Source organism: Paenibacillus sp. 11B, from assembly GCF_030487755.1.
In the GTDB taxonomy this organism is placed as follows: Bacteria; Bacillota; Bacilli; order Paenibacillales; family Paenibacillaceae; genus Paenibacillus; species Paenibacillus vandeheii.
In genome coordinates this window covers 1,021,166-1,046,267 of the sequence record NZ_JAUKNS010000002.1, presented here as the reverse complement: position 1 = coordinate 1,046,267, position 25,102 = coordinate 1,021,166, and the positions used below count along the sequence as shown (strand labels likewise).

The 25,102-nt window shown below is 48.4% G+C and carries 22 protein-coding genes; 20 read left to right on the top strand and 2 right to left on the bottom strand.

Annotation, left to right across the window (positions count from 1 at the left end):
- The first annotated feature begins 85 nt into the window (after positions 1-85).
- From Q0V21_RS13170 to coaD, 8 genes are all read left to right on the top strand, one after another.
- Positions 86-1,378, top strand: a complete 1,293-nt coding sequence (locus Q0V21_RS13170) for an ABC transporter substrate-binding protein (RefSeq protein ID WP_301879286.1) — start codon at positions 86-88, stop codon at positions 1,376-1,378.
- 148 nt (positions 1,379-1,526) lie between these two features.
- Entirely contained in the window at positions 1,527-2,414 is an 888-nt protein-coding gene (locus Q0V21_RS13165; protein WP_024630158.1) for a carbohydrate ABC transporter permease, read from the top strand.
- Positions 2,407-3,237 (top strand): carbohydrate ABC transporter permease, encoded by an 831-nt coding sequence (locus tag Q0V21_RS13160; RefSeq protein ID WP_079347028.1) that lies wholly within the window; start codon positions 2,407-2,409, stop codon positions 3,235-3,237. Before Q0V21_RS13165 ends, Q0V21_RS13160 begins: the two co-directional genes overlap by 8 nt.
- Positions 3,238-3,420: 183 nt before the next feature.
- The gene (lacZ, locus tag Q0V21_RS13155; protein WP_301879284.1) at positions 3,421-6,468 is read left to right on the top strand and encodes a beta-galactosidase, LacZ type; all 3,048 of its coding nucleotides are present in this window, start codon (positions 3,421-3,423) and stop codon (positions 6,466-6,468) included.
- Between the two features lie 150 nt (positions 6,469-6,618).
- Positions 6,619-6,924: a hypothetical protein gene (locus Q0V21_RS13150; RefSeq protein ID WP_024630161.1), complete on the top strand. Its 306-nt coding sequence runs from the start codon at positions 6,619-6,621 to the stop codon at positions 6,922-6,924.
- Between the two features lie 100 nt (positions 6,925-7,024).
- The gene (locus Q0V21_RS13145) at positions 7,025-7,330 is read left to right on the top strand and encodes a hypothetical protein (RefSeq protein ID WP_301879283.1); all 306 of its coding nucleotides are present in this window, start codon (positions 7,025-7,027) and stop codon (positions 7,328-7,330) included.
- Between the two features lie 320 nt (positions 7,331-7,650).
- The gene (gene rsmD / locus Q0V21_RS13140) at positions 7,651-8,262 is read left to right on the top strand and encodes a 16S rRNA (guanine(966)-N(2))-methyltransferase RsmD (protein WP_301879282.1); all 612 of its coding nucleotides are present in this window, start codon (positions 7,651-7,653) and stop codon (positions 8,260-8,262) included.
- A gap of 1 nt (position 8,263) precedes the next feature.
- Positions 8,264-8,770, top strand: coding sequence for a pantetheine-phosphate adenylyltransferase (coaD, locus tag Q0V21_RS13135; protein ID WP_094936495.1), 507 nt, complete (start codon positions 8,264-8,266; stop codon positions 8,768-8,770).
- Here coaD and Q0V21_RS13130 read toward each other — a convergent pair.
- Positions 8,748-10,064, bottom strand: coding sequence for a nucleoside recognition domain-containing protein (locus Q0V21_RS13130; RefSeq protein WP_301879280.1), 1,317 nt, complete (start codon positions 10,062-10,064; stop codon positions 8,748-8,750). The two genes, coaD and Q0V21_RS13130, sit on opposite strands and share 23 nt — an antisense overlap.
- A gap of 203 nt (positions 10,065-10,267) precedes the next feature.
- Between Q0V21_RS13130 and Q0V21_RS13125 the strand changes: the two genes are divergently transcribed.
- On the top strand, positions 10,268-11,308 hold the full coding sequence (locus Q0V21_RS13125) for a SepM family pheromone-processing serine protease (RefSeq protein ID WP_301879279.1): 1,041 nt from the start codon (positions 10,268-10,270) through the stop codon (positions 11,306-11,308).
- 287 nt (positions 11,309-11,595) lie between these two features.
- Here the strand turns inward: Q0V21_RS13125 and Q0V21_RS13120 are convergent, their stop codons facing one another.
- Entirely contained in the window at positions 11,596-12,828 is a 1,233-nt protein-coding gene (locus Q0V21_RS13120) for a nucleotidyltransferase (protein WP_079347289.1), read from the bottom strand.
- A 484-nt stretch (positions 12,829-13,312) separates the two neighbouring features.
- On the opposite strand from Q0V21_RS13120, the gene Q0V21_RS13115 reads away from it, so the two are divergent.
- From Q0V21_RS13115 to smc, 11 genes are all read left to right on the top strand, one after another.
- Positions 13,313-13,819 (top strand): YceD family protein, encoded by a 507-nt coding sequence (locus Q0V21_RS13115; RefSeq protein WP_024630170.1) that lies wholly within the window; start codon positions 13,313-13,315, stop codon positions 13,817-13,819.
- A 68-nt stretch (positions 13,820-13,887) separates the two neighbouring features.
- The gene (rpmF, locus tag Q0V21_RS13110; RefSeq protein WP_017689233.1) at positions 13,888-14,061 is read left to right on the top strand and encodes a 50S ribosomal protein L32; all 174 of its coding nucleotides are present in this window, start codon (positions 13,888-13,890) and stop codon (positions 14,059-14,061) included.
- 450 nt (positions 14,062-14,511) lie between these two features.
- Positions 14,512-15,060, top strand: coding sequence for a transcription factor FapR (gene fapR, locus Q0V21_RS13105; RefSeq protein WP_052016600.1), 549 nt, complete (start codon positions 14,512-14,514; stop codon positions 15,058-15,060).
- Positions 15,057-16,052: a phosphate acyltransferase PlsX gene (gene plsX / locus Q0V21_RS13100; RefSeq protein ID WP_024630172.1), complete on the top strand. Its 996-nt coding sequence runs from the start codon at positions 15,057-15,059 to the stop codon at positions 16,050-16,052. The genes fapR and plsX overlap by 4 nt, the downstream gene beginning before the upstream one ends.
- A gap of 8 nt (positions 16,053-16,060) precedes the next feature.
- The gene (locus tag Q0V21_RS13095) at positions 16,061-17,050 is read left to right on the top strand and encodes a beta-ketoacyl-ACP synthase III (RefSeq protein ID WP_024630173.1); all 990 of its coding nucleotides are present in this window, start codon (positions 16,061-16,063) and stop codon (positions 17,048-17,050) included.
- Positions 17,051-17,077: 27 nt separating this feature from the next.
- A complete protein-coding gene (gene fabD / locus Q0V21_RS13090; RefSeq protein ID WP_301879277.1) occupies positions 17,078-18,010 on the top strand; it encodes an ACP S-malonyltransferase in 933 nt (310 codons plus the stop codon).
- A 37-nt stretch (positions 18,011-18,047) separates the two neighbouring features.
- On the top strand, positions 18,048-18,797 hold the full coding sequence (gene fabG, locus Q0V21_RS13085) for a 3-oxoacyl-[acyl-carrier-protein] reductase (protein ID WP_301879275.1): 750 nt from the start codon (positions 18,048-18,050) through the stop codon (positions 18,795-18,797).
- A 151-nt stretch (positions 18,798-18,948) separates the two neighbouring features.
- Positions 18,949-19,182: an acyl carrier protein gene (gene acpP, locus Q0V21_RS13080; RefSeq protein WP_024630176.1), complete on the top strand. Its 234-nt coding sequence runs from the start codon at positions 18,949-18,951 to the stop codon at positions 19,180-19,182.
- Between the two features lie 180 nt (positions 19,183-19,362).
- Positions 19,363-20,601, top strand: coding sequence for a beta-ketoacyl-ACP synthase II (gene fabF / locus Q0V21_RS13075; protein WP_024630177.1), 1,239 nt, complete (start codon positions 19,363-19,365; stop codon positions 20,599-20,601).
- A 13-nt stretch (positions 20,602-20,614) separates the two neighbouring features.
- Positions 20,615-21,313: a ribonuclease III gene (gene rnc, locus Q0V21_RS13070; protein ID WP_024630178.1), complete on the top strand. Its 699-nt coding sequence runs from the start codon at positions 20,615-20,617 to the stop codon at positions 21,311-21,313.
- Between the two features lie 189 nt (positions 21,314-21,502).
- The gene (smc, locus tag Q0V21_RS13065; RefSeq protein ID WP_301879269.1) at positions 21,503-25,072 is read left to right on the top strand and encodes a chromosome segregation protein SMC; all 3,570 of its coding nucleotides are present in this window, start codon (positions 21,503-21,505) and stop codon (positions 25,070-25,072) included.
- Positions 25,073-25,102 lie beyond the last annotated feature (30 nt).

The window sequence follows — 25,102 nt, the reverse complement described above, 5'->3', positions numbered from 1 at the left end:
ATGATAAGATGAATATATCGAAAGCAAACGCTTTCAGAAAACGTAAGCAATTTACAAACAAAGAGGTTAAGGGGAGTTGAATGGTTTGAAAAAAATGTGGGTATTGATGCTCGTAACTGTTCTGTTATTGTCTGCATGTTCTTCCGGTGGTGGAGGAAATACGGCAAGTGAAGGTGAAAAAACCGCCAATGAAATTACGATTTGGGCTTGGGACAAGGCATTTAACGTTGCTGCAATGGAAGCAGCAAAAGAAGCATATCAGAAGGAAAATCCTGATCTGAAAATTAACATCGTTGAGTATGCTCAAGATGCTATTATTCAGAAGCTGAACACCGGCCTGAATTCTGGAACAAGCAGTGGTCTTCCTAACATCGTTCTAATTGAGGACTATCGGTCACAAAGCTTTTTGAGTGCATATCCTGATGCGTTTAAAGATATGTCCTCTACAATCAAAGCTTCCGATTTCGCAGAGTACAAACTGGGACCTACGGCTTTTGATGGTAAACAGTACGGTGTTCCGTTTGACTCCGGTGTAACAGGTCTCTACTACAGAACTGATCTGCTGGAGCAAGCAGGCTACAAAGCAGCTGATCTTCAGGACATCACATGGGATGATTACATCAAAATCGGTAAAGATGTGAAAGCCAAAACAGGTAAGGACCTGATCACACTTGATCCCAACGATTTGGGTCTGATCCGCATGATGATCCAATCCGCAGGTTCATGGTATTCCAAGGAAGATGGAAAAACACCTGATCTGGCTGGCAATGCAGCGTTGAAAGAAGCTTTTGTAACCTACAAAGCAATGATGGATGCAAATGTCGTTAAGCTGAACTCTGACTGGAGCCAATTCGTGGCAGCATTCAACAACGGTGATGTAGCTACGATTCCTACAGGAAACTGGATTACACCATCTGTTCGTCAAGAAGCATCCCAATCCGGCAAATGGGCGGTAGCACCGCTTCCTAAAATGGCTGGACAATCGAATTCTGTACATGCATCCAACTTGGGTGGTAGCTCATGGTACGTCATGAACAATGTTGCTGGTGCAGACCAAGCTGCTGATTTCATGGGTAAAACATTCGGTTCTGACAAACAATTGTATCAAGATTTGCTGAACAACATTGGTGCGATCGGTACGTACAAACCGGCAGCAGAAGGCGAAGCGTTTGATAAAGCCGATGAGTTCTTCGGCGGACAAAAAGTATTTGCTGATTTTGCAAAATGGACACAAGAAATTCCTAGCGTAAACTACGGTATCAACACATATGCCATCGAGGACATTCTGGTTGTTGAAATGCAGAACTTCCTGAACGGCAAGGCGATTGATGACGTTCTGGCTGATGCACAGAAACAAGCTGAAACACAATTACACTAAGATGATCCACGGTAACTTATAGAACCCAAGGAAGCATCGGAGCCGTTCCACTGTCTGGCGCAAGCAATAGCCGACCCGGACATGGTGGAAGGCTCCCTGGGTTCTATCTATGTTACACGGGAGAGAGAGGAGCCATACTGTGAAAGCCATGAATACAGGAGACAGTCTCCAAAAGAAAAATAATTTGACTGGATGGGCTTTTATTTCGCTCGCTGTGATCGGGATCGTTGCATTTTACTTCTATCCGATGCTGCAAGCGCTGCTCTTATCGTTCAAGTCTGGTGTAGGAGCCAATCTTGAATTTACGGGCCTTGATAATTATAAACGATTATTTAGTGACACCACGTTCCGCACTGCCGTATCCAACACATTTCTGTACTTGATCATTCAAGTGCCTGTCATGATTATTCTCGGCTTGTTTATTTCCGTTTTGTTGAATGACAGTACGTTGCGCTTCCGCAGCTTTTTCCGTACTGCCATCTTTCTGCCGTGTGTAACCTCGCTGGTTGCTTACTCGGTTGTATTTAAATATCTGTTCTCTTCTGACGGTATGGTGAACCAATTCCTGATGAATCTTCACGTGATTGCTGAACCGATTCAATGGATCACTGACCCGTTCTGGGCTAAAATTACGATTATAATCGCCGTTACTTGGCGTTGGACCGGATATAACATGATTTTCTATCTGTCATCCCTTCAGAACATTGATCAGTCGATCTATGAAGCTGCACGGATTGATGGCGCGAATGCTTTCACGCAATTTTTCAAAATTACTGTTCCATTGCTCAAACCGATTATCCTGTTCACCTCCATTACATCGACGATTGGTACATTGCAAATTTTCGATGAAATTATGAACATCACCAAAGGTGGCCCGGGTAACGCGACGATGTCCATCTCCCAGTACATCTATAACCTTTCGTTCAAATATTCACCGGACTTCGGATATGCGGCAACCGTTTCGTATTCCATCGTGCTGATGATTATCGTATTGTCCATTATCCAGTTCAAAGTGGCAGGTGAGAGAAATGGCTAAAGCAAAAGCGAAACGTATATTCACGTATGTCTTCTTGTCCATCGTTGCATTTGTGTCCATCTTCCCGTTCTTCTGGATGCTCGTCAGTTCGACAAACGCTTCTGTAGATGTCACCAAAGGCAGATTGCTTCCCGGCTCATTTTTCCTTGATAACTTCAACAAATTGCTGGAGCAGACGAACCTGGTACAGGCTCTGGGGAATTCGGCGATCGTTTCAGTCATTTCCACACTCCTGGCACTGTTGATCGGTTCTCTTGCCGGTTATGGATTCGAAGTGTACCGGACGAAATCACGGGATATCGTATTTAACATTCTGTTGCTGTCCATGATGATTCCGTTCGCAGCGCTGATGGTTCCTTTATACCGAATGTTTGCTACGATTTCCGGTTTTGCACCGTTTATTGGAATCAATACGCTGGCCGCCGTTATTCTGCCAACTATCACAACAGCGTTCCTGATCTTCTTCTTCCGTCAGAACACCAAAATGTTCCCGAAAGAGATGCTTGAAGCAGGCCGGATTGATGGTTTGAGCGAAATTGGAATCTTCCTGAAGATCTACATGCCAACGATGAAAACAACATATGCAGCTGCTGCGATCATCACATTCATGAGCAGCTGGAATAACTACCTGTGGCCTCTCGTGGTGCTGCAAACGCCAGACCAACAGACGATTCCGCTGTTAATCTCGAACCTCGGTTCCAGTTATTCACCGGATTATGGTGTTATCATGACCGCCATCGTCATCGCGACATTACCCACAGCGCTTGTATTCTTCATTATGCAAAAACACTTTGTCGCGGGTATGGTAGGTTCCGTCAAGTAATTTCAATTAATGCATCTTTTTAAAAGCGTCTGAATGGACGTCAATGCAGAAAAGAGAGGAGAGGACGCCTGAAATGGCGTGCCTCTGTCTTTCTGTTTGTTTCTGTTTGTTTCGTAAAAGGAAAATAAGGATTTGCACTGAATAAGTAATAAATATATTTGTTTCAAGAGGAGAGGGAGCCGAATGAAAGCAACACATGCAGATATCAACTGGCTGGGCGATGTGAGCGTATTTGAAGTAAACCGCCTCAACGCATACTCGGATCATCGTTATTACCGCACGATGGAAGAAGCGAAAGCATCCGGTGCAATGGCTATGCGCTACGACCTTAACGGAACGTGGAAATTTAATTACGCCATCCGTCCGGATTGCCGTCCCGAAGCTTTTTACAAGCAGGACTTCTCCAGTGCCGGTTGGGATGATATTGAAGTGCCGGGGCATATTCAGCTCCAAGGGTACGGTCAGATCCAATATGTAAATACACAGTATCCTTGGGACGGGTTAAATGAACTGCGTCCACCTGCATTACCTCAGGACCAGAATCCGGTAGGCAGTTACATTCGCACATTCCATTTACCAACAGGCTGGCAGAACAGTCCGGTATATATTTCGTTTCAGGGTGTGGAATCTGCATTCTATGTATGGCTCAACGGACAATTTGTCGGGTATGGGGAAGACAGCTTCACACCATCCGATTTTGATCTGACCCCCTTCCTTCAGGACGGAGAGAATAAACTGGCTGTGGAAGTGTATCAACGCAGCACAGGCAGCTGGCTGGAAGATCAGGACTTCTGGCGGTTCTCCGGCATTTTCAGAGATGTGTATCTGTATACTGTACCGGCTGCGCATATTCGGGATGTGCGGGTTGTTACGGATCTGGACAAGTCTTATACCAATGGTACGCTAAACGTGGATCTTAAGCTTGAAGGGAAAGCCGCTGCGGGGGCAAAAGTGGAGGCTGAACTACGGGATGCTGAAGGCAACACGGTGAAAACGTTTGGTGGTATTGAAGTTACCAATGGTCTAGCGAGTCTTCGTGAGGAGATTGGCAAAGTAAATCTGTGGAGCGCGGAACTTCCTTATTTATATCGATTGTACATTTGTGTATATGATGCAACTGGTGAGTTGGTGGAGGTTGTGCCTCAGTCCGTTGGTTTCCGGACATTTGAAATGATTGATAAAGTGATGCACATCAATGGTAAACGTATTGTTTTCAAAGGGGTAAACCGTCATGAATTCAATCCGCGCCGTGGACGCGCTGTAACCAAAGAAGACATGTTATGGGATGTTCGTACCATCAAACAAAACAATATGAACGCTGTTCGTACATCTCACTATCCAAACCAAAGCCTGTGGTATGAACTGTGTGACGAATATGGATTGTATGTAATCGATGAAATGAACCTGGAGACGCACGGATCATGGCAGAAGCTTGGTGCAGTTGAGCCGTCATGGGTTATTCCTGGTGATAAACCGGAATGGCATGACATCGTTATGGATCGTGCAGTGTCGATGGTAGAGCGGGATAAAAATCATCCGTCCATTCTCATCTGGTCTTGTGGGAACGAGTCCCATGGTGGTGAAGTCATTTATAAAGTGTCTCAATACTTTAAAACAGCAGATCCGACCCGTCTCGTTCACTATGAAGGAGTCTTCCACGACCGTCGCTTTAACGAGACGAGTGACATGGAATCGCGCATGTATGCCAAACCGGCGGACATTGAGGAATTCCTTAACGCTGATCCGGAGAAACCTTATATCAGTTGTGAGTATATGCATGCTATGGGTAACTCCATTGGCGGTATGCATAAGTATACGGAACTGGAAGATAAATATCGGATGTACCAAGGCGGCTTCATTTGGGATTACATTGATCAGGCTATCTACAAAAAAGATCGTTACGGCAAGGAATTCCTAGCTTATGGTGGAGATTTCGGCGATCGTCCTTCGGACTATTCGTTCTGTGGCGACGGGATTGTGTACGCAGACCGTAAAGTGTCTGCCAAGATGCAGGAAGTAAAATTCCTGTACCAGAACATCAAGCTGTTCCCCGATCGGGAAGGTGTGAAAATCGTTAACGGTAATTTGTTTGCGGACACGTCTGAATTCGAACTGGTATACAGTCTGGAGCATGAAGGTCACAAAGTGCAGCACGGAACACTGGACGTAAACATAGGCCCACAAAGCGAAACTATTGTGAAGATTCCACTTAATGTGGAATCTCTTGCTGGTGGGGAATATGCAGTGAATACCGCGTTTATCTTAAAAGCGGATACGCTGTGGGCGGAAAAAGGCGAAGAAGTTGCCTTTGGACAGTTTATATTTACTCAGGGCAAGTCAGAAACTACGGTGTCGGATCTGAATCTAACCAATGAAATTCAGGTAGTAGAAGGGGACGTTAATATCGGTGTAAGGGTTGGTCAAACCCATGTCCTGTTCTCCAAAGCTTTCGGTACAATGGTATCTCTGAAGCTGTCAGGCCGCGAGACGATTGCTCAGCCTCCAGTGCCATTGTTCTGGCGTGCGACCACAGATAATGATAAAGGTACTGCCATGGGCTTCGAGCTTGGGGCTTGGTATGCTGCAAGTCTGCTGCCTAGATGTGTGAACTGGAAAGCGGAACAAAACCCGGATCAATATCGGATCGAATTCACATACAAGCTTAATATTTCGGCAGATGTACAAGTAAAAGTGGCGTATACGGTGCGTGCAGATGGTAGTGTGCATGTGCATAATACGTATAAAGGAACGGCAGGTTTGCCAGATCTTCCGATTCACGCCCTTTCCTTCAAGACTTCACCGGACTATGAAAACGTAGAGTGGCTGGCGCTGGGACCGGAAGAAAACTATACGGACCGTGCATTTGGCGTACGACTGGGTATCCATAACAGCAAGGTAGCAGATACCGTTGCGCCATATCTTGTACCGCAGGAGTCCGGCAACCGCACCGGTGTACGTTGGGCGAAATTGACCGACAACGCGGGACGTGGCTTCAAAATTGAATCTGCTGCAGCTCCAGTTGAGCTGAATGTGTCTCCATATACGGCACTTGAGCTTGAGAATGCACAACATGCGTATGAGCTACCTCCGGTGCATTATACGGTTGTAACGGTAGCCGGCAAACAAATGGGCGTCGGGGGCGACGATAGCTGGGGTGCACCGGTTCATCCGGAATACCGCATCGCCTCGGACAGCGAGCTGCAATTTGAATTTGTCATTCGTGCGCTGTAATAGGGATAGGGATATATAAGATGTAGCTAAAGGACAGAGGTCTCTGCAAGTTGGGGGCCTCTGTTTATTTCTTATGAGCTGATGGCCAATGAAACCGCTACCTTACTTGTCTCGTACTGTACTGGACATGGATAGAAGGAGGGGCTTATTTTGAGTAGAAAAGCAAAGACAGGTGTATGGGTAACGATACTCGTCATATTGGGCATCATCGTGGGATGCTTCATCTGGTATTTCAACACGGCTTCAGGTGAGCGTGCGCTGAAAACGATGCGATCCAATAACTCCGGCGGTCTGGAACGGGTGGTTAAAGTTTACAGTGACTCGGGAGAGTTGATTCATACGTATGAAGGTAAGATTGATTTGCAGGATACAGAGTATGGGAATAAGGTACTTTTTGATCTGGATGGCAAACGGATTGTGATCTATAACGCGACCGTTATAAGTGAAGAGAAGTAAATGGGGGGCGGTGTGGAGAGTTTAGACACGAGTATTCCGATGACACTCTTTCGCTCATATGGTAAAATTAAGGAAATTAGATGATTGAGAGGTGAGAGGCATGTTCTTGGAGATGTTGTTGATCCTGATTGCCATACTGGGAATGGGCGCATTTTATTGCTTAATCGCTTATTTCCTGATTCGTCTCATTTCCAGAAAAGCATTCAAGCGCACGTTAACCAAGTATGAAGCCATTGAAATATTGGTATGGGTAGCTATGGTGTTCTTTGCAATCGTGATGGTTAAGAATCAGTCATGGAATATCTTTTTGCCTATAGTTCTCCTTATGATTACAATGAATAACTTGCGCCGTTCAAATCGGAAGTACATAGAGATGAGCAAAGAGATGAACAATGAGGGGACTTAATATAATACTTGCTTTGGTTCAAGTACATAATATGGGATAACAAAAAGAAGCCCTCTTTCGAGAGCTTCTTTTTCATGGGAGAGGAGAAACCGGACGAAGAGCTTATGGGGAAACGTAAGTCTTCTCCGCGGTTGTCTACGACACTTGTGATGTCGATAATTACAGGATGGCCTGGAAGTTTCCTTTTTATACATCTTCGTCAACAATTTGGTCAACAATTTTCTTGAGCGAAAGCAGACGGACTATTTTTCAAACTGAACCCGATTGTGGTACGATAGCTTTATCAATAAACTTACATAGAGAGAAAAGGTGACTCATCAGTGAGAGTGGTATCTGGGAGTGCGAAAGGCAGACCGCTGAAGGCTGTTCCTGGCACAGGAACGCGGCCGACCACCGACAAGGTGAAGGAAGCGTTGTTTAGTATGATTGGCCCTTATTTTGAGGGTGGTACAGCATTGGATCTGTTTGCAGGCAGTGGTGGTCTCGGTATTGAGGCGCTGAGCCGCGGCATGGACAAGGCTGTTTTTGTTGACTTGGAATCGAAGAGTATTGAAGTAATCCGTGCGAATCTGAAGGCAACCAAGCTGGAAGATCAGGCGGCTATATACCGGAATGATGCCAGTCGTGCATTGAAGGCGCTCGCCAAGCGAAGCACCCAATTTGATCTCGTATTTCTGGATCCGCCCTACCGTATGAAAAATGGGGACGAGTTAATGCTTACGATGCACGAGCTGGATCTGCTTGAACCGGAAGCGACCGTCGTGCTTGAATATGAATCCAAATATAATTACCCTGAGCAATTCGGCCCGTTTGAACAAACGCGCAAGGCATTGTATGGGGAGACAGCTGTATCCATCTATCATTATGCACCTGCTGCAGCAACAGAAGATGGAGAACCTAGCCCAGCGGAAGAGGAGGCTCCTCATGAGTGAAATGATACATCGTCAGGAACGAATTGCCGTATATCCAGGGAGTTTTGATCCCGTAACCATGGGCCATCTGGACATTATCGCCCGGGCGTCGAAGCAGTTTGATCGCGTCGTTGTGGCTGTATTGAATAATATGAGCAAAAATCCATTGTTTACGGTGGAAGAACGCAAGAGTCTCATTACGGAAGTCACGAGTCATCTGCCGAATGTGGAAGTGGACAGCTTCCGTGATCTGACGGCGAATTATGTACGGCAAAAAGATGCTCAGGTCATTGTCCGCGGCATTCGCTCGGTGACGGATTTTGAATATGAGCTGCAGTTGGCTTCCACCAACAGCAAGCTGAATCCGGATGCGGAAACCATCTTTATGATGACCAATCCAAAGTATTCTTATCTGAGCTCCAGCATCGTCAAGGAAATTGCCCACTACCATGGAGATGTCACCGATTTGGTCTCACCTGAAGTGGAAGCTGCGCTGCGTCAAAAAATTAGCGAGAAAAACGGCGGTTGAACCAGAAGGTCAGCCCGGACAGGCTGATCATGACGGTAAGCAGTAATGCCAAACCGACACAGGCAGCAGGAAAGCCGCTCCAGACAGCCTCGATGATGTCTGAGGTGTTCATGCCAACCAGGGATTGCTTGTTCAGAAATGGTGCCAAACGGTTGCCTGAAGTGGGCTGGAAAGTGGTCCAGACCTCGGAGCTGTAACGGCTGAATGGCAGCCACAGCAGCAAACTGATGGAAAATGCAACCAACGCATGAAGCAGACGGACTCCGGCAAAATACAGCATGGACGTTGTAGCAAGTCCGGCAGCTTTCAGCACAGCGGAGACTTGCAAAAGGGAGCACAGACCTCCCCAGCCGAGAACGGCTGCAAGCAAAGATATCAGGAGAACGGGTGTCAGTGGGCTCTGACTCAAGTGATAGGTCCCGAGATGGAGCTCCAGTAGTGAGGGCCAAAAAGTTACGGAAGTATCCGGGGTGATATAGAGCGTGAGCAGCCGAACAAATACGGCAAACACAATCATATATCCTCCGGTCATCATTAACGTTTGTACAGCTTGGGAGACCGTGTCACCAAGCAATTTGCCGAACCCGCGTCCGTCACGTTCCTGGGCGTCGCGGGCTGCAAGCATCATCTGGGACCACAGACTACGCTTTTTGAGTGAAGCAGTGTGGCTCGCAGATGTGAGTTTTTTTGGATCGGAAGCAACCTTATTGCTTTCCAAATCAGCAGATGAAATGGTGATACGGGTATTTTTTGATTTCACAGGCAGAAGACGTACTCCGATCATGGTAGCGATCCAGCCGCTAACCCAGTGAACGATCAGAAGGAAATATCCGGCCGCAGGCTGGTGGAGAAAAGCTGCACCAATGACAAGTATAATCATCAGTGGATTGGCGAAATGAGCTGCTGCTGCAACAATACCCGCCTGTTTGGCGGTAATTTGTTGATCCTGCGCTAATCGGGATGCGGTATCCGCACCTGCTGGAAAGCCGCCGCACATGCCGACAGCAATAGCCAGTCCGGCTTTGCCTGGCAGGCGGAACCAGCGCTGCATCAAAGGTCCTAGCAAGACGCCAAGCGCGTGGGTGAAGCCGAAAGCAGTCAGCATTTGGGATAACATCAGGAATGGAAGCATGGCAGGAAAGATGATTTTCCACCAAATATCCAAACCTTGGATAGATGCATCAAATGCATCTTTCGGAGATACAACTACTGCAACTACCAGCAATAAAGCGCCGGTACTCAGAAGTACTGTTCGTAACGGTCCAGAGCCCGTAACTTCGCTCTGCATTGTCATTGTTTCACCTCATATGGATAGTGCCGCATACACTCGGCCAGGATTGGTTGTGGACGGCCGAATGACGCCCGTGGGCGCTTCGGCCTTGACCGGATAGGCTACTGTAAACAGCGGCCTATCCGGCCTGTACCATTGTATGCAAAAGCATGAGAGTGTTAGACTTATAATTATTGAAAGATACGCAAAGAACGGGGGCTCATGCAATGAATCAGATTCGGAAATCTGGCGGATTCAGAGCTTCGATCTTTGTGATCGTGGTCGCTCTAGTCGTCTATGTTGCGGTATATATGCCAACGCCATATATCATTTATATGCCAGGCAGTGCCGATGAAGTAAAACCAATGGTTACCGTGAAAGAGGGGGATGAGGAAGAACGCGGTGTGTTTATGATGACGACAGTGTCGGCAACATATGCCAATGTGTTTTTGCTAGGAACCTCTTTGTTTAATCGAAATGCACAAGTGGATAAAAAAGAAGATCGACTGCGCGGCAAAAGCGAAGCGGAATACTCTGCCGAACAGGTCTGGTTCATGAGTGATTCACAATCCTCGGCAATGGAGGCAGCTTATGAGCAAGCGGGAGTGAAATACTCGATCGTTCCTGAGCATATTTTTGTATTTGGACTGTCTGAAGATCCAAAACCTAAGGGAGATATTGAGCCCGGAGATATTATTTTGGGTGTAGACGGAACGGCAACTCCAGACAATACGGTGCTCTCTGAGCTGTTGAAGAACAAAAAGGTCGGAGATACGGTTGAGATGCAATTAGAGCGAAGCGGAGAGACCATCAGCCGCGATGTTCAACTGATTGAAGTGAAGGACAGCAAAACGGGTGAAACTCGCCCAGCATTGGGTGTCATGATCGGTGCGGTACAGAAGGTCAAAGCAGAAGATCCGGATAAACAGATATCTTTCACGGATACTCAGGTAGGTGGCCCATCTGCCGGACTGATGTTCACCCTGGAGATTTACAATCAGTTGACTCCTGGAGATTTGACGAAAGGTCACCGAATTGCTGGCACAGGCACGATTAACAAAGAAGGTGTGGTTGGCGCAATTGGTGGCGTTGTACACAAAATTGTTGCGGCAGACCGGAAAGAAGCAGAAATTTTCTTTGTGCCGAAGGACAATTATAAGGAAGCTGAAACCAAGGCTGAACAGATTGGTACCAAAATGAAACTTGTCCCTGTTAGCACGGTGGATGACGCACTGGCTTATCTGAAAACCTTGTCCGTCAAATCATAAAACGATCATTATTCGTGAACTGGATGGCTAAAAGAAAGCTTGAATAATGTAAAAACCCCCTATTGCAACGATGTCGAATCGGTGTGCAATAGGGGGTTTTTGGTTGAATAATCCATATCATATAACGAATCATCAACAGAGTGTGATCACTTTTATATCGGTACATCTGGATTGCATTAATTCAGTTGGAAATTGGCAAAACCTAGTGAGTTGATCCGATTGAACAATAATGTTGAGGGCTTCGAATGGTTATGTTCATTCCGCTATGGATATGACTGGATGTAAAGCTAGAGCCTCACAGGCGGTTCATAGTAGTCGCTGTACATGATGCGCGTATCGACGTGTTCGCAGGCGAGTCCGTATGCTGCCTGAGCTTGTACATCCAGCTCCAGCTGGTTATGGACAAAGGTCGATGGTTTCATCAGCACAGGCAGAGAAGCCGTCTTTTTCATGTGTTTCAAGAGGCTCTGTCCTTGTGCATTAAACCCCAGCACCCGCAGATATCCTGGGCCTTCAGCCAGTTTCTCGGGTGAACACTCGGCCTTAGTATGGTTCAGCAGCAAATGGGTCAGCATGCGCTGCAGCTTTGTGCGTGTGTACCGTTTCGTCTTGAGCGCGTTCAGCAACGCTTCGACTGAAGGCTCCGGGAGCTGAGCAAGCGTGCGGCTCAGCCGGTGTTCGAGCCCTTCCGTGACCTCGGCGATCTGCTCCAGCTCGGAGGCACGGCGGGTGGCCGCGATGTGCAGCAGCGGCTGTGCAAAGCGCTCCCAGTGCACGGGAGCGCGCCCTTCCTGCCATTCGCGCCGCAGAATGGCAAGGGTTGCCGCCGGCACGTATGGCGCGGCGGCTTCGGGCCCGTCCGCCATCAGCAGGCGGCGGACGGCGGTTGCACTGGCGATCGCCCCCGGTCCGGGCGTCGCCTCGTGATACGCGGCACCGGTACGCGCCGCCGTAAAGGGCTTGATCGCGCTGCCCAGCCGTTGCAGCGCGATCAGGTAATGCAGCCCAAGCGAATTGTTGGGCTGCCCCAGCAGTGCAGCGGCGTCGTCCGCATCGACGCCGCCAGGCGCCAGTGCTGCCGCCGCACCTGCGTAAGCGGCGGGGTAGCTGGCGCCTTCCCGCAGGCGGCGCGCGATATCCTCGCGCAGCCCTGCGGGCTCCACAGCCAGCACGCGCGCAATGCGCTGCAGGCTGTCCAGGTCGCCGGACTCGCTGCCGAAGCAGAGCGAGTCCACAGCGCCGGTGCGATGCAGCAGCGACACCGCACCAAAGGCAAACCACTCTGCCGGTTGTACAGCATAGGCAACCGGCAGTTCAATCACAAGATCGGCGCCAGCATGCAGCGCCATCTCGGTGCGTGCCCTTTTGCCCACGATAGCGGGTTCGCCGCGCTGGAGGAAAGGGCCGCTCATGACGGCCACAACAACGTCCGCTCCACTGAGCCGCCTTGCTTCACTCAGATGGTAGACATGTCCGTTATGTAAAGGATTATATTCAACAATGACGCCAACGGCTTTCATATGGGAACGCGCTCCTTTCGGTAACAATACAATCGGAAAGAAATTTTTCACTTCCTGGCCCGATAACATACGAGCTCATCTTGTTCCATAATAGGCCATGGATATCCCTTTGTTCAAATCATGAAGCAATATAATTAAACGAAATAGACACGAATTCTTCTCATGGATAGAGCTCAAACCTGCTCACAAAATGCATGACTTGTAGTTTAGCCTATAGTAAGCCTATAATGTACCAGGGATTGAATGCGGTTCGGGATCTTCATTTTATAAAGGGTGTAAAGTTAAAAGTGTTGACAAACGTCTTGAAAAATCGGTATAATGATTTTTGTTTGTTAAGTCAATTTCATAATACTTTTAACGATGATTCGTCAGAATACATACAGTCAGGAATATGATGTGTTGCAAGAGTCAGGCTTGACCTGTATAACTGTCGTAAGGCGTTTAACTTTAATTATGAGATTGGTTTCGTTTGGAGTGATGGGAAATGTTAATGCCATTTCGCAAAGTGGCTACCAGTGACCGACCCCTGCAGTTCAATGAACAGTGGGATATCAAGGAACTGGTTTCTAACCGACAGGATATCACAGCCGTTACCCCGCTGACTGCGGATTTATCTGCAGAGTACAGAGAGGGCGACGTTGTGGATGTTCATGGCAAACTGACAGCAGGAGTGGACATGTTATGCTCCCGATGTCTCAAGCCGATTAATGAACATTTTCATATTGATTTTCATGAGCAATTCAAGCAGGGGAAACAGCCAGAGGAATTGCCCGAAGATGACGATACTTTCTACGTGGATGGAGAGAGCGTTGATCTGAAAGGTTATGCCGAGGAAGCTTTTCTGCTGGATCTTCCGTTTATACCGCTATGCAGCGATACATGCAAAGGGTTATGCCCGAAGTGTGGCCATGAGCTGAACGAAGGTGACTGCGGTTGTGATAACCAAGTTATCGATCCGCGGCTTGCAGGGCTCAAGGATTTTTTTAAATGAGCATGAGTGAAAATCGAACATTGTAACAACTACCTGCAAAGGTTGATTTTGATAAGGAGGTGGGAATAATGGCAGTACCTCAACGGAGAACGTCCAAGACGCGTCGCGACAAACGTCGCACTCACTTTAAATTGGCTGTACCGGGCATGGTGAAATGTGAACAATGTGGCGAACTTAAACTTAGTCACCACGTGTGCAAAGTGTGCGGAACGTACAAAGCAAGAGAGATCATCTCTCAATAATAGCTAGACATCAAGTAGCACTTCATTTCGATGAGGTGCTACTTTTTTTAGACCATAACATCGCAAGATGGACCACTTCTACCTGTATTCTATCTCCTTTGAATTGAATTCAAAAAAACGATTTTCATATTTTGGTAATGCACCGTACTGGCTGTGTTCGGGACTGTGAAGCCAGGCTCCGCAAGGCAGGATTGTTTTTGTTCAGCCAGCCTTTCTTTTTGACACGGGATGAGATATACTATAGTTTAGTACCAGGTTCTAAGATTTGACGTTACATAAACATGAACCATGATTCGTGTGAGAACGACCCTGCTGAACAGGGATGCAACTATAGAAGCACGTGGAAGAATGTTGAACTGACCGGATGAGGCGGTTCCTTAAACGATACAGCGGGGGGTGTCAGGCATCGAACGTGTACCGAAGAGACAGAGGCAGCAGCAGTTGACCAAAATGATCGAAGACAACCCGTTTGTGACGGATCAGGAACTTACACGCCAATTGAAGGTGAGTATTCAGACGATTCGTCTCGACAGGCTTGAGCTTGGGATTCCCGAGCTGCGAGAGCGGATGAAGCTGATGGCCGAGCGTTCCTACGATCAGGTGCGCTCCTTGCCCCTGCATGAGATTATCGGTGATATTGTGGACCTGCAGCTGGACAAGAGCGGGATTTCATTGTTTGAAATAAAGGAAGAACATGTATTTTCAAGAACGGGCATCGCTCGGGGGCACTATGTCTTTGCACAGGCCAACTCCCTGGCAGTAGCCGTTATCAATGATGAGATCGCTTTGACGGCTTCCGCAGACATTCGTTTTGTCCGTTCGGTTCATTTGGGAGAGAAATGTATTGCGAAGGCATATGTAAGATCGATCCCGGGTCAAAAGGGTAAAGCGAAAGTGGAAGTTTTTACTTACGTGGGTGAAGAAATGGTGTTTCAAGGCAACTTTGTAATCTACCATTCAGGTGGAGAAGACAGCGTAGAAGGAGGTCATATGGAATGAAAATCGTCATTGATGCCATGGGAGGCGACAACGCACCTGCGGCAACAGTAGAAGGTGCGATCGCCGCAGCTACGGAATGGGCGGATACACAGATCGTTCTGGTCGGCGATGAAGCCAAGCTGGAACCTCTTCTGAGCAAGTCAGGCGCAAAACCTGCCAATCTGACGGTTCGGCATGCTTCCGAAGTGATTGGGTCGGATGACGAGCCAGTTAAGGCTGTCCGACGCAAAAAGGATGCCTCCATGGTAGTCGCAGGCCGGATGTTGAAGGAAGGCGAAGCGGATGCCATGATCTCCGCGGGCAATACCGGAGCACTGATGACAGCCGGATTGCTTGTGGTCGGTCGTATGGAAGGCATTGAGCGCCCGGCACTTGCGCCCATGATTCCCACGATTGATGATGTGGGTGTACTGGCACTTGATCTCGGGGCGAATATGGATGCGAAACCGGAACACCTTGCACAGTATGGTCTGATGGGCAGCTTGTATCGGCAAAAAGTGCAGGGAATTGCCTCGCCAAGAGTTGGCCTGCTCAATGTGGGAACGGAGCCGGGTAAGGGGAATGAGTTGACCAAACATGCATATCCTTTGCTGGAGCAACTACCGATCCGTTTTGTTGGTAACGTAGAGGCCCGTGACGTGCTAACAGGTGCGTGTGATGTGCTTGTGTGTGATGGGTTTGCCGGAAATATATTGCTCAAATCGCTTGAAGGTACGGCAGGTGCCATTTTCGCTCTGCTTAAGGAACAATTCTCATCATCTCTCAAAAGCAAACTGGCTGCTGCTGTGCTTATGCCTGAGCTGCGTGGTTTGAAACGGAAACTGGATTATACGGAGCATGGTGGTGCACCGCTCCTCGGTTTGAGCAGACTTGTGGTGAAAAGCCATGGATCGGCTGATGGCAATGCCATCAAAAATGCTGTGCGCCAAGCACGGATTGCAGTACAGAACCAGCTGGTGGAGAGCATATCTAAGGAAATTAGCGGGAAGTGAGTGACGACATGAATAATTTGCGCCCGGTAGGGGTTATCGGTACAGGCAAATATGTACCTGAGAAAATTTTGACAAACAGCGATTTGGAGAAAATGGTCGATACGAATGATGAGTGGATCGTCAGTCGTACAGGAATCAAGGAGCGTCACATCGCTGCACCGGATCAGGCAACTTCAGATCTGGCATACGAGGCGGCTATCAAAGCACTTGAATCTGCTGGCATGACTGGTAGTGATCTCGATCTAATTATTGTGGCAACCATTACACCGGACTCTTCGTTCCCATCTACTGCTTGTATTCTGCAAGATAAGCTTGGTGCCAAGGGCGCTGCGGCATTTGACTTGTCTGCTGCCTGCTCGGGATTTGTATATGGTCTGGCGACTGCAACCAGCTTCATCAAAAGCGGCATGTACAATAATGCACTTGTTATTGGTGCAGATTGTTTGTCTCGTATTACCGACTATACCGACCGTAACACCTGTGTGCTGTTTGGCGATGGTGCAGGCGCGGTTATCGTGGGTGAAGTACCGGAAGGCCGTGGATTCAAATCATTCGATCTCGGAGCTGAAGGTGCGGGCGGAAGCCTGCTTCAAATGGAAGGCGGCGGTTCACGTCTGCCTGCATCCGTAGAAACGGTTGAGAACAAAAAACATTACATTTACATGAATGGCCGTGAAGTGTTTAAATTTGCAGTACGGGTGATGGGGACAGCGACAGTCGAAGTGCTGCGCAAGGCTGGCCTGGAACGTACGGACGTGGATTTGTTTGTTCCTCACCAAGCCAATATCCGGATTATCCAATCTGCAATGCAGCGACTAGAACTTCCAGAAGAGAAAGTTGTGGTCAACGTGGATAAATACGCCAACACATCTGCAGCTTCCATCCCGCTTGCTTTGGTTGAAGCCGCTGAAGAAGGTCGCATGAAAGCCGGAGATACTGTCCTGATGGTAGGTTTCGGTGGCGGACTGACGTGGGGCGCATCCGTACTTGTTTGGTAAACTAGACAGCTGGGAGAGTTGAATGGCATGGGTAAAATAGCATTTGTATTTCCCGGACAGGGATCACAGGCTGTAGGCATGGCTAAGGACGCGTATGAGTCCGTGCCTGCGGCAACAGAAATTTTTCGTACAGCGGACGAAACGTTGGGTTTCTCGCTGAGTAACCTGGTATTCGAAGGACCAGAGACCGAGTTGAAACAAACATCGAATACGCAACCGGCTCTGCTGACAGCCAGTATCGCATTGCTTGAGGCTTTTAGAGAAAAAGGAATTCAGCCTGATTTTACAGCTGGACACAGCCTTGGTGAATACAGTGCACTGGTAGCAGCGGGCGTTCTTTCGTTCGCGGATGCGGTAAGTATTGTGCGTGCACGCGGTCAATATATGGAACAGGCTGTTCCGGGTGGACAGGGAGCGATGGCTGCTGTATTGGGTGCGGATCGGGAAGCGCTGGGGGTGCTTTGCCGGGATGTATCCGAAAGCGGTCATGCAGTTGAACTAGCAAATATAAATTGTCCGGGACAAATCGTGATCTCCGGTGTGAAGGAAGGGGTAGCTGCTGTCGCTGAACGGGTCAAGGAAGCGGGCGGCAAACGTGCCATCACACTCGAAGTAAGCGGTCCGTTCCACTCTTCCCTAATGAAGGATGCAGCAGAGAAGCTGGCTGAGAAACTGAAAACTGTTTCGTTCTCACCCGGGACGGTCCCTGTAGTCGCAAATGTGACTGCAAGACCTGTGGAGGACGGTAAGGTACAGGATTTGTTGACAGCACAGGTCTATTCTCCGGTTTTATGGGAAGACAGTGTGACATGGCTTATTGAGCAAGGTGTAGATACCTTTATCGAGATTGGTTCTGGCAGTGTGTTAACAGGTTTGATTAAAAAAACAGATAAAACCGTTAAACTGTACAATGTAAACAGTCTTGAGACGCTCGAAGCAACGGCAGCTGCACTAATTTGATTAACCATGATTAGATTTGGGGAAAGGAGGAATGATTATGTCTAAACCATTACAAGGCAAAAATGCGCTCGTTACTGGTGCATCTCGTGGCATTGGGCGCAGTATTGCACTCGTTTTGGCCGAGGCAGGCGCCAACGTGGCCGTAAATTATGCGGGCAGTCAAGCGGCAGCTGAGGAAGTAGCGGAAGCAATTCGTGCCAAAGGTGTCGAGGCCATAACGATACAAGCGAATGTAGGCCAGATGGACGAAGCCGAGAAAATGGTCAAAGCTACGATTGAAGCGTGGGGCAACGTTGATATTCTTGTTAACAATGCTGGAATTACCCGTGATAATCTGATCATTCGCATGAAAGAAGAGGAATTCGATCAGGTGATCGAAACCAATCTCAAAGGGGTGTTTAACTGCCTTAAGGCAGTTACGCGTCCAATGATGAAGCAACGGTCTGGAAGAATTATTAACATCTCCTCGGTTGTGGGTGTGCTCGGAAATGCTGGACAAGCCAACTATGTTGCTGCCAAGGCAGGGGTCATCGGTTTGACAAAGGCTTCTGCACGTGAGCTTGCTTCCCGCGGCATCACAGTGAACTGCGTTGCGCCAGGATTTATTGAGACCGATATGACGAAGGAATTGTCCCAGGAGATCGTGGACAATATGTTGAACGGTATTCCGTTGTCCCGTCTGGGCCAGCCGGATGAAATTGCCGGTGTTGTCACGTTCCTGGCTTCAGAAGCTTCATCTTATATGACAGGGCAGACACTGCATGTTGATGGTGGCATGTACATGTAATTCTTCCCGGACTTGAACAATAGTCGGGGAACAGGCGCTGGACGATCCGAAATGCCGGAAAAAGGCCGGGTTCCCCGGCCGGGAGCCGCATATGTCTTCTATGGCATTTTGCCTGCGATTCTCGTATAATACCAAGGAGGAGGTGAACCGGATGTCCGATGTATTGGAGCGTGTAAAACGCATCGTCGTCGACCGCTTGGGCGCAGACGAAGCTGAAGTTACACTTGAAGCATCTTTCAAAGAAGATTTGGGTGCTGATTCTTTGGATGTAGTGGAATTGGTCATGGAATTGGAAGATGAATTCGATTTGGAAATCTCTGATGAAGATGCAGAAAAAATCACGACCGTAGGTGAAGTTGTAAACTACATACAATCTCATACCTAAAGTCAATTCAGTCCCGCTCCTGTTTTCGAACAGGCGGGACTTCTCATCATTCATTGGTTTTTCTCATTCCGCAAGCGGCGCTGGTCAAACGGATCTTCGGATCATGCTTGGCTAGACGTCTGCTTGCGGATATTCCCACAAAATACTTGCGTAATGCAGTCGATATAGAGGTGAGTTGGTTTGAAACAAAGAGTTGTAATTACCGGAATGGGCGTAATGACATCGCTCGGAAAAGATTTGGAAACGTTCTGGGGAAGTTTAATGGCAGGCAAGTCCGGAATCTCTCAGATTGAGGCGTTTGATGTAAGTGAATACACCACTCAAATTGCAGCCGAGATCAAGGATTTCAACCCGGAAGAGTACATGGATCGCAAAGATGCACGTAAAATGGACCGTTTTGTTCAATTCGCTGTAGCAGCTGGCTTCAAAGCCGTTGAAGACAGTGGTCTGAAAATTGACGAGAACATTGATGCAGAGCGCTTCGGTGTGTCCATCGGATCGGGTATCGGTGGATTGGGTACTTGGGAAGACCAACATAATGCATTGTTGCAAAAGGGTCCTAAACGCGTAAGCCCATTTTTCATTCCGATGATGATCTCCAACATGGCTTCTGGCCAAATGTCGATTTCTCTCGGGGCGAAAGGTCCTAACATCAACGTGGTAACAGCCTGTGCTACAGGAACACACTCCATTGGAGATTCCTTCAAGCTGATTGCAAACGGAGATGCGGACGCGATGATCTGCGGTGGTGCGGAAGCGACGATCAGACCAACCGGTCTGGCTGGGTTCTGTGCAATGCGTGCCATGTCTACACGTAATGATGATCCTGCCAAATCAAGCCGTCCTTTTGACACCGAACGTGACGGATTTGTTATGGGTGAAGGTGCGGGTGTTCTGATCCTTGAATCCCTTGAACATGCACAAAAACGTGGTGCCCGTATTTATGGTGAGGTTATTGGTTACGGTCTCACGGGGGATGCACATCACATGACAGAACCTGATCCGGATGGCGCAGCTCGTTGCATGAAGATGGCTCTGCGTAATGCTGGAATTGAACCGGAAGAAGTGGACTACATCAACGCACACGGAACATCAACTCCTGTAGGTGACAGATCCGAAACGCTTGCGATCAAAAAAGCGTTTGGCGATCATGCGTACAAGCTTGCGGTGAGTTCAACCAAATCGATGACAGGTCATATGCTTGGTGCTGCTGGTGGCGTGGAAGCCGTAATCTGCGGATTGTCGCTGACACATCAAACGCTTGCTCCAACAATCAACCTGGAAAATCAGGACCCGGAATGTGATCTGGACTACGTTCCAAACGTTCCACGTCAAACTAAAGTCAATATTGCCATGTCCAATTCATTTGGGTTCGGCGGTCACAATGCCACCATTATTCTCAAAAAATTTGAAGCATAAGGGGCTAGTTCGTTTGAGTGAAGATCTGAAGCAGTTACAACACAAACTTCAAATCAAATTTGACAACAGGCAGCTTTTAAAACAAGCGTTTACCCATGCTTCTTATGTAAACGAACACCGGTTCAGTCAGCATCAGGATAACGAACGTCTGGAGTTTCTGGGCGATGCGGTACTGGAACTGACTGTGTCGGAATACTTGTATCACTTGTTTCCTAACCGGCCGGAGGGTGAATTAACCAAGCTGCGGGCATCGATTGTCTGTGAGCCTTCCCTCGTCAAATTTGCTGAAGCGTTGGGTTTTGGGCAGTATGTACTTCTTGGTAAAGGTGAGGAACTGACGGGAGGACGAACAAGACCGGCTTTATTAGCGGATGTGTTTGAATCTTTCATCGGTGCATTATATCTGGATCAGGGATTGGCGCCTGTCCGGACATTCCTGGATCAGCATGTATTTCCGTTAATCGTTCTGGGTAGCAAGCTGCAAATGAGCGATTACAAAACGGAATTGCAGGAACTCACTCAGCATCACAATATGGGAGCTCTTGAATACCGTATCGTTGAGGAACGGGGCCCTGCCCATGAACGGGAGTTTGTCTCCGAGGTCCATATGGGTCAAGAACGGCTTGGCAGAGGTACAGGACGTTCCAAAAAGGAAGCCGAGCAACAGGCTGCATCCGCAGCACTGGATCGACTGAAGCTTCCGGAAGCCTGAGCTTTACCGTAAGCGCATAGACAAACGAAGAGCAAAGAGCAGCCCGCGGGTCCGCCTGGCGGAATTTATCGGCCGGACTGCTTTTTGCTCTTTTTTTTGTAAGGAGGATCAGGATTTGCTTTTCTTGATCGATAACTAGGCGCTGAATGCAACACTTGAAATTTGCAAGAGGAGGTGACGGGAAACCCTATGTTTTTAAAACGGATTGAACTGGGTGGATTCAAGTCATTCGCCGACAAAACGGAAATGGAATTCGTTCGTGGCATAACCGCTGTTGTAGGCCCGAACGGAAGTGGGAAAAGTAATATTTCAGACGGCATACGCTGGGTTCTTGGGGAACAAAGCGCCAAATCACTGCGTGGTGGCAAGATGGAAGATATCATTTTTGCCGGCAGTGATGCACGGAAGGCTGTTAATTATGGTGAAGTTTCATTGACGCTGGATAACGAAGATCATGCACTTGCTTTGGACTTTGGTGAAGTGACGGTAACGCGTCGTGTACATCGCAGCGGAGACAGTGAGTATTTTATCAACAAGCAGTCCTGTCGTTTGAAGGATATTACGGAATTGTTTATGGATACCGGGATCGGCAAGGAAGCCTACTCGATTATTGGACAGGGACGAATCGAAGAGATTCTGAGTACCCGTTCAGAGGATCGCAGGGGGATCTTTGAAGAGGCATCAGGTATTGTTAAATATAAATCACGCAAACGGGATGCTACTCGCAAACTGGATGAGACGGAACAGAATTTATTGCGGATTCATGATCTGGTCACCGAGCTAGAAGACCAGATTGGTCCGTTAAAGGAACAATCGGAAAAAGCGATCCATTACAAGGAATTGCGTGGACAGCTGAAATCCCAGGAAATTTCCATGTACGTGTATCAGATCGAACAAATTCATGCTTCCTGGAGCAAAGCAAACCAACGACTCGAATCGTTGAAACAGGAAGAAGTCGGGTTGGCTGCCATCGTCTCTACTCATGATGCCAAGCTGGAAAGTGATCGGATTGCACTGCGCACGTTGGAAACGGAGACAGAACAGCTGCAATCCGCCTTACTGCAATTCAGTGAAGCAACGGAGAAAAGCGAAGGTCTCGGGGAACTGCTCAAGGAGCGTTCACGTCATTTGCAGACAAACCAGGAACAGCTTAAAGTGACGCTTGCTGCTAGTGAAGAGAGACATCGGGAGCGTGAAGCCGAGTTACTTGCATTACGCGAAAAGTTTGCCAAACTTGAGCTTGAACTGAATGACGTGAGAAACCGTCTTTCCGAGGAAGAGGCCAAACTCATCGGCGTCACTGGCGGTATCAGCCAACAGCAGGAGGAAAGCCTTAAGGGCAACTTGCTGGAACTGATGAATCAGATGGCCCAGACACGAAACGAAATTCGTTACGCGGACCAACAGAAAGAGACGCTGGAACGGCGAATGAATCGCGCGACGGAGGAATCCGGCAAGTGGGAAGGCCAGAAGGAAACGCTGGAAGCCCGCAAAACGGAGATTGAGAAAAAAGTCGTTCGCTTGGGCAAGGAAATCAGTGATCTGCGCGGTGGATATATTACGGAAAGTGAACGTCTTCAGTCGTTGCAGAAGCTGCTCGAAGAAAGCCGGGGAACGGTCCGTAAGTGGGAGCAAAAACGTGAAGCTCAGGTCTCCCGTCGCGATACAATGAAAGAAATGCAGGATGATTTCGACGGTTTCATGCTGGGTGTCAAAGAAGTACTTAAGGCATCACGCAAGGGTACATTGAGCGGGGTTCATGGGGCTGTTGCAGAGCTCGTTAAAGTACCTGAGAAGATCGAACTTGCGGTAGAGACAGCGATGGGTGCTTCCCTGCAGCATGTCGTCATGGAGAATGAATCAGTATCCAGACAGGCAATTGCATTTCTAAAACAACGTCAATTGGGCAGAGCTACGTTCCTCCCGCTGGATGTTATTCGTCCACGTACCATTGGTGCGGGTGAACGTTCAATGATCGAAGGCATGGATGGATTTGTGGGCATTGGTGCGGATCTCGTACAATACGAATCCCGATATGCTTCGATCATTGGAAGCTTGCTCGGAAATGTCATTATTGCGGAAAAGCTGGAGGATGCCAACAAAATCGCGGCTCGCTGCCAATATCGTTTCCGGGTCGTAACTCTGGAAGGCGATGTGGTTAACGCAGGGGGTTCGATGACTGGTGGTAGCCAGCACAAGAAAAATGTAAGTCTGCTCAGTCGAAAACGGCAGCTGGACCAGCTGGATCAGGATATTGTGGACACCGAAAATCAAATAGTAAAACTGCATCGCGTTGTGGATGATGTAAAAACTCAACTAGAGCAGTGTCAGGATAAGCTGGACGAGCTGCGCCAGTCAGGAGATGACACCCGAAATGCAGAGCAGCAGGCTTCAATGGAAATGAAGCAGGTTGAGCATGAGCTACGTCACGTACTGGAACAGGTTGCGGTAGCCGGGCAGGAAAAGAGCGGGTTTACCGAGGAAATCAAAGAGATGGATACAGCCCGCGATGTCGCTGTGAAGAAGCTGGAGCAGCTTGAGGAAGAAGAGAAGGCGACCCATCGTGCCATTCATGCCGCAGAATTCGCGCGTAAAGCGAATGAATCCGCGAAGGAGGAATTGCAGACCCAGCTCACCGAACTGAAAGTTCGAGAAGGTAAACTGGATCAGGAGCGATTCTCCAACGAGGAGCAATTGCGGCGTCTGGAGCGTGAAGTGGAATCACTGGTGAAGGATCTTCGTCAAAATCGCACGCTGCTGGCCTCCATGGAAGCCGATCTGAAGAAAACAGAGACTGAGAGTGTTAAACAGATTGAAGATCTTAACCAATACAAGCTGAAAAAAGCGGAATCTGCACAGGAGCTGGATTTCAAGCGTGCTGCCCGAAGCGAGCTGTCGAAGAAGCTTGAGCTTGCGGAGAGCGAAACGAAGGAACAGCGCACACAGCTGAAAGCTGTGGAGGAACAGATGCGCCAAACGGAGATTTCCGTGAACAGACTTGATGTTGAGCTGGAAAACATCTTACGCAAATTGATGGATGAGTATGAGCTCGGTTATGAGCTTGCCAAAGAGCGTTATCCAGTGCCGGAAGATGTGGAGAGCACACAAGCTGAGGTACAGAAACTGAAGCGCAGCATAACAGCTCTTGGTGATGTCAATCTGGGAGCGATTGAGGAATTTCAGCGGGTTAATGAGCGGTATGAGTTCCTCAGCACGCAGAAGGACGATCTTGTTGAAGCGAAAACAACGTTGTATCAGGTCATTCGCGAAATGGAAGACGAGATGGCCAAGCGATTCAAAATGACATTTGATGCGATTCGCCGGGAATTCGGCACGGTCTTCACCAAGCTGTTTGGCGGAGGGCGCGCGGATCTGGTCTTGATGGACCCTGAGCGTTTGCTGGACACGGGTATTGATATCGTCGCTCAGCCGCCTGGCAAAAAGCTGCAAAACCTGCAGCTATTATCCGGTGGAGAACGAGCGCTGACTGCGATGGCGTTGTTGTTTGCTATTCTGCATGTTAAGCCTGTACCGTTCTGCGTACTGGATGAAGTCGAAGCCGCGCTGGACGAAGCTAACGTGGTACGTTTTGCCCAGTATTTGCGTGAGTTCTCGGAACAGACACAGTTCATTGTTGTTACACATCGCAAAGGCACAATGGAAGAAGCGGATGTGCTGTATGGCGTTACGATGGAAGAGGGCGGAGTATCCAAGCTCGTTTCGGTTAAACTGGAAGATGAGGAAGCTGTCATTGCCTGATCTTTGAGTGATTGTCACACATGAACTCAT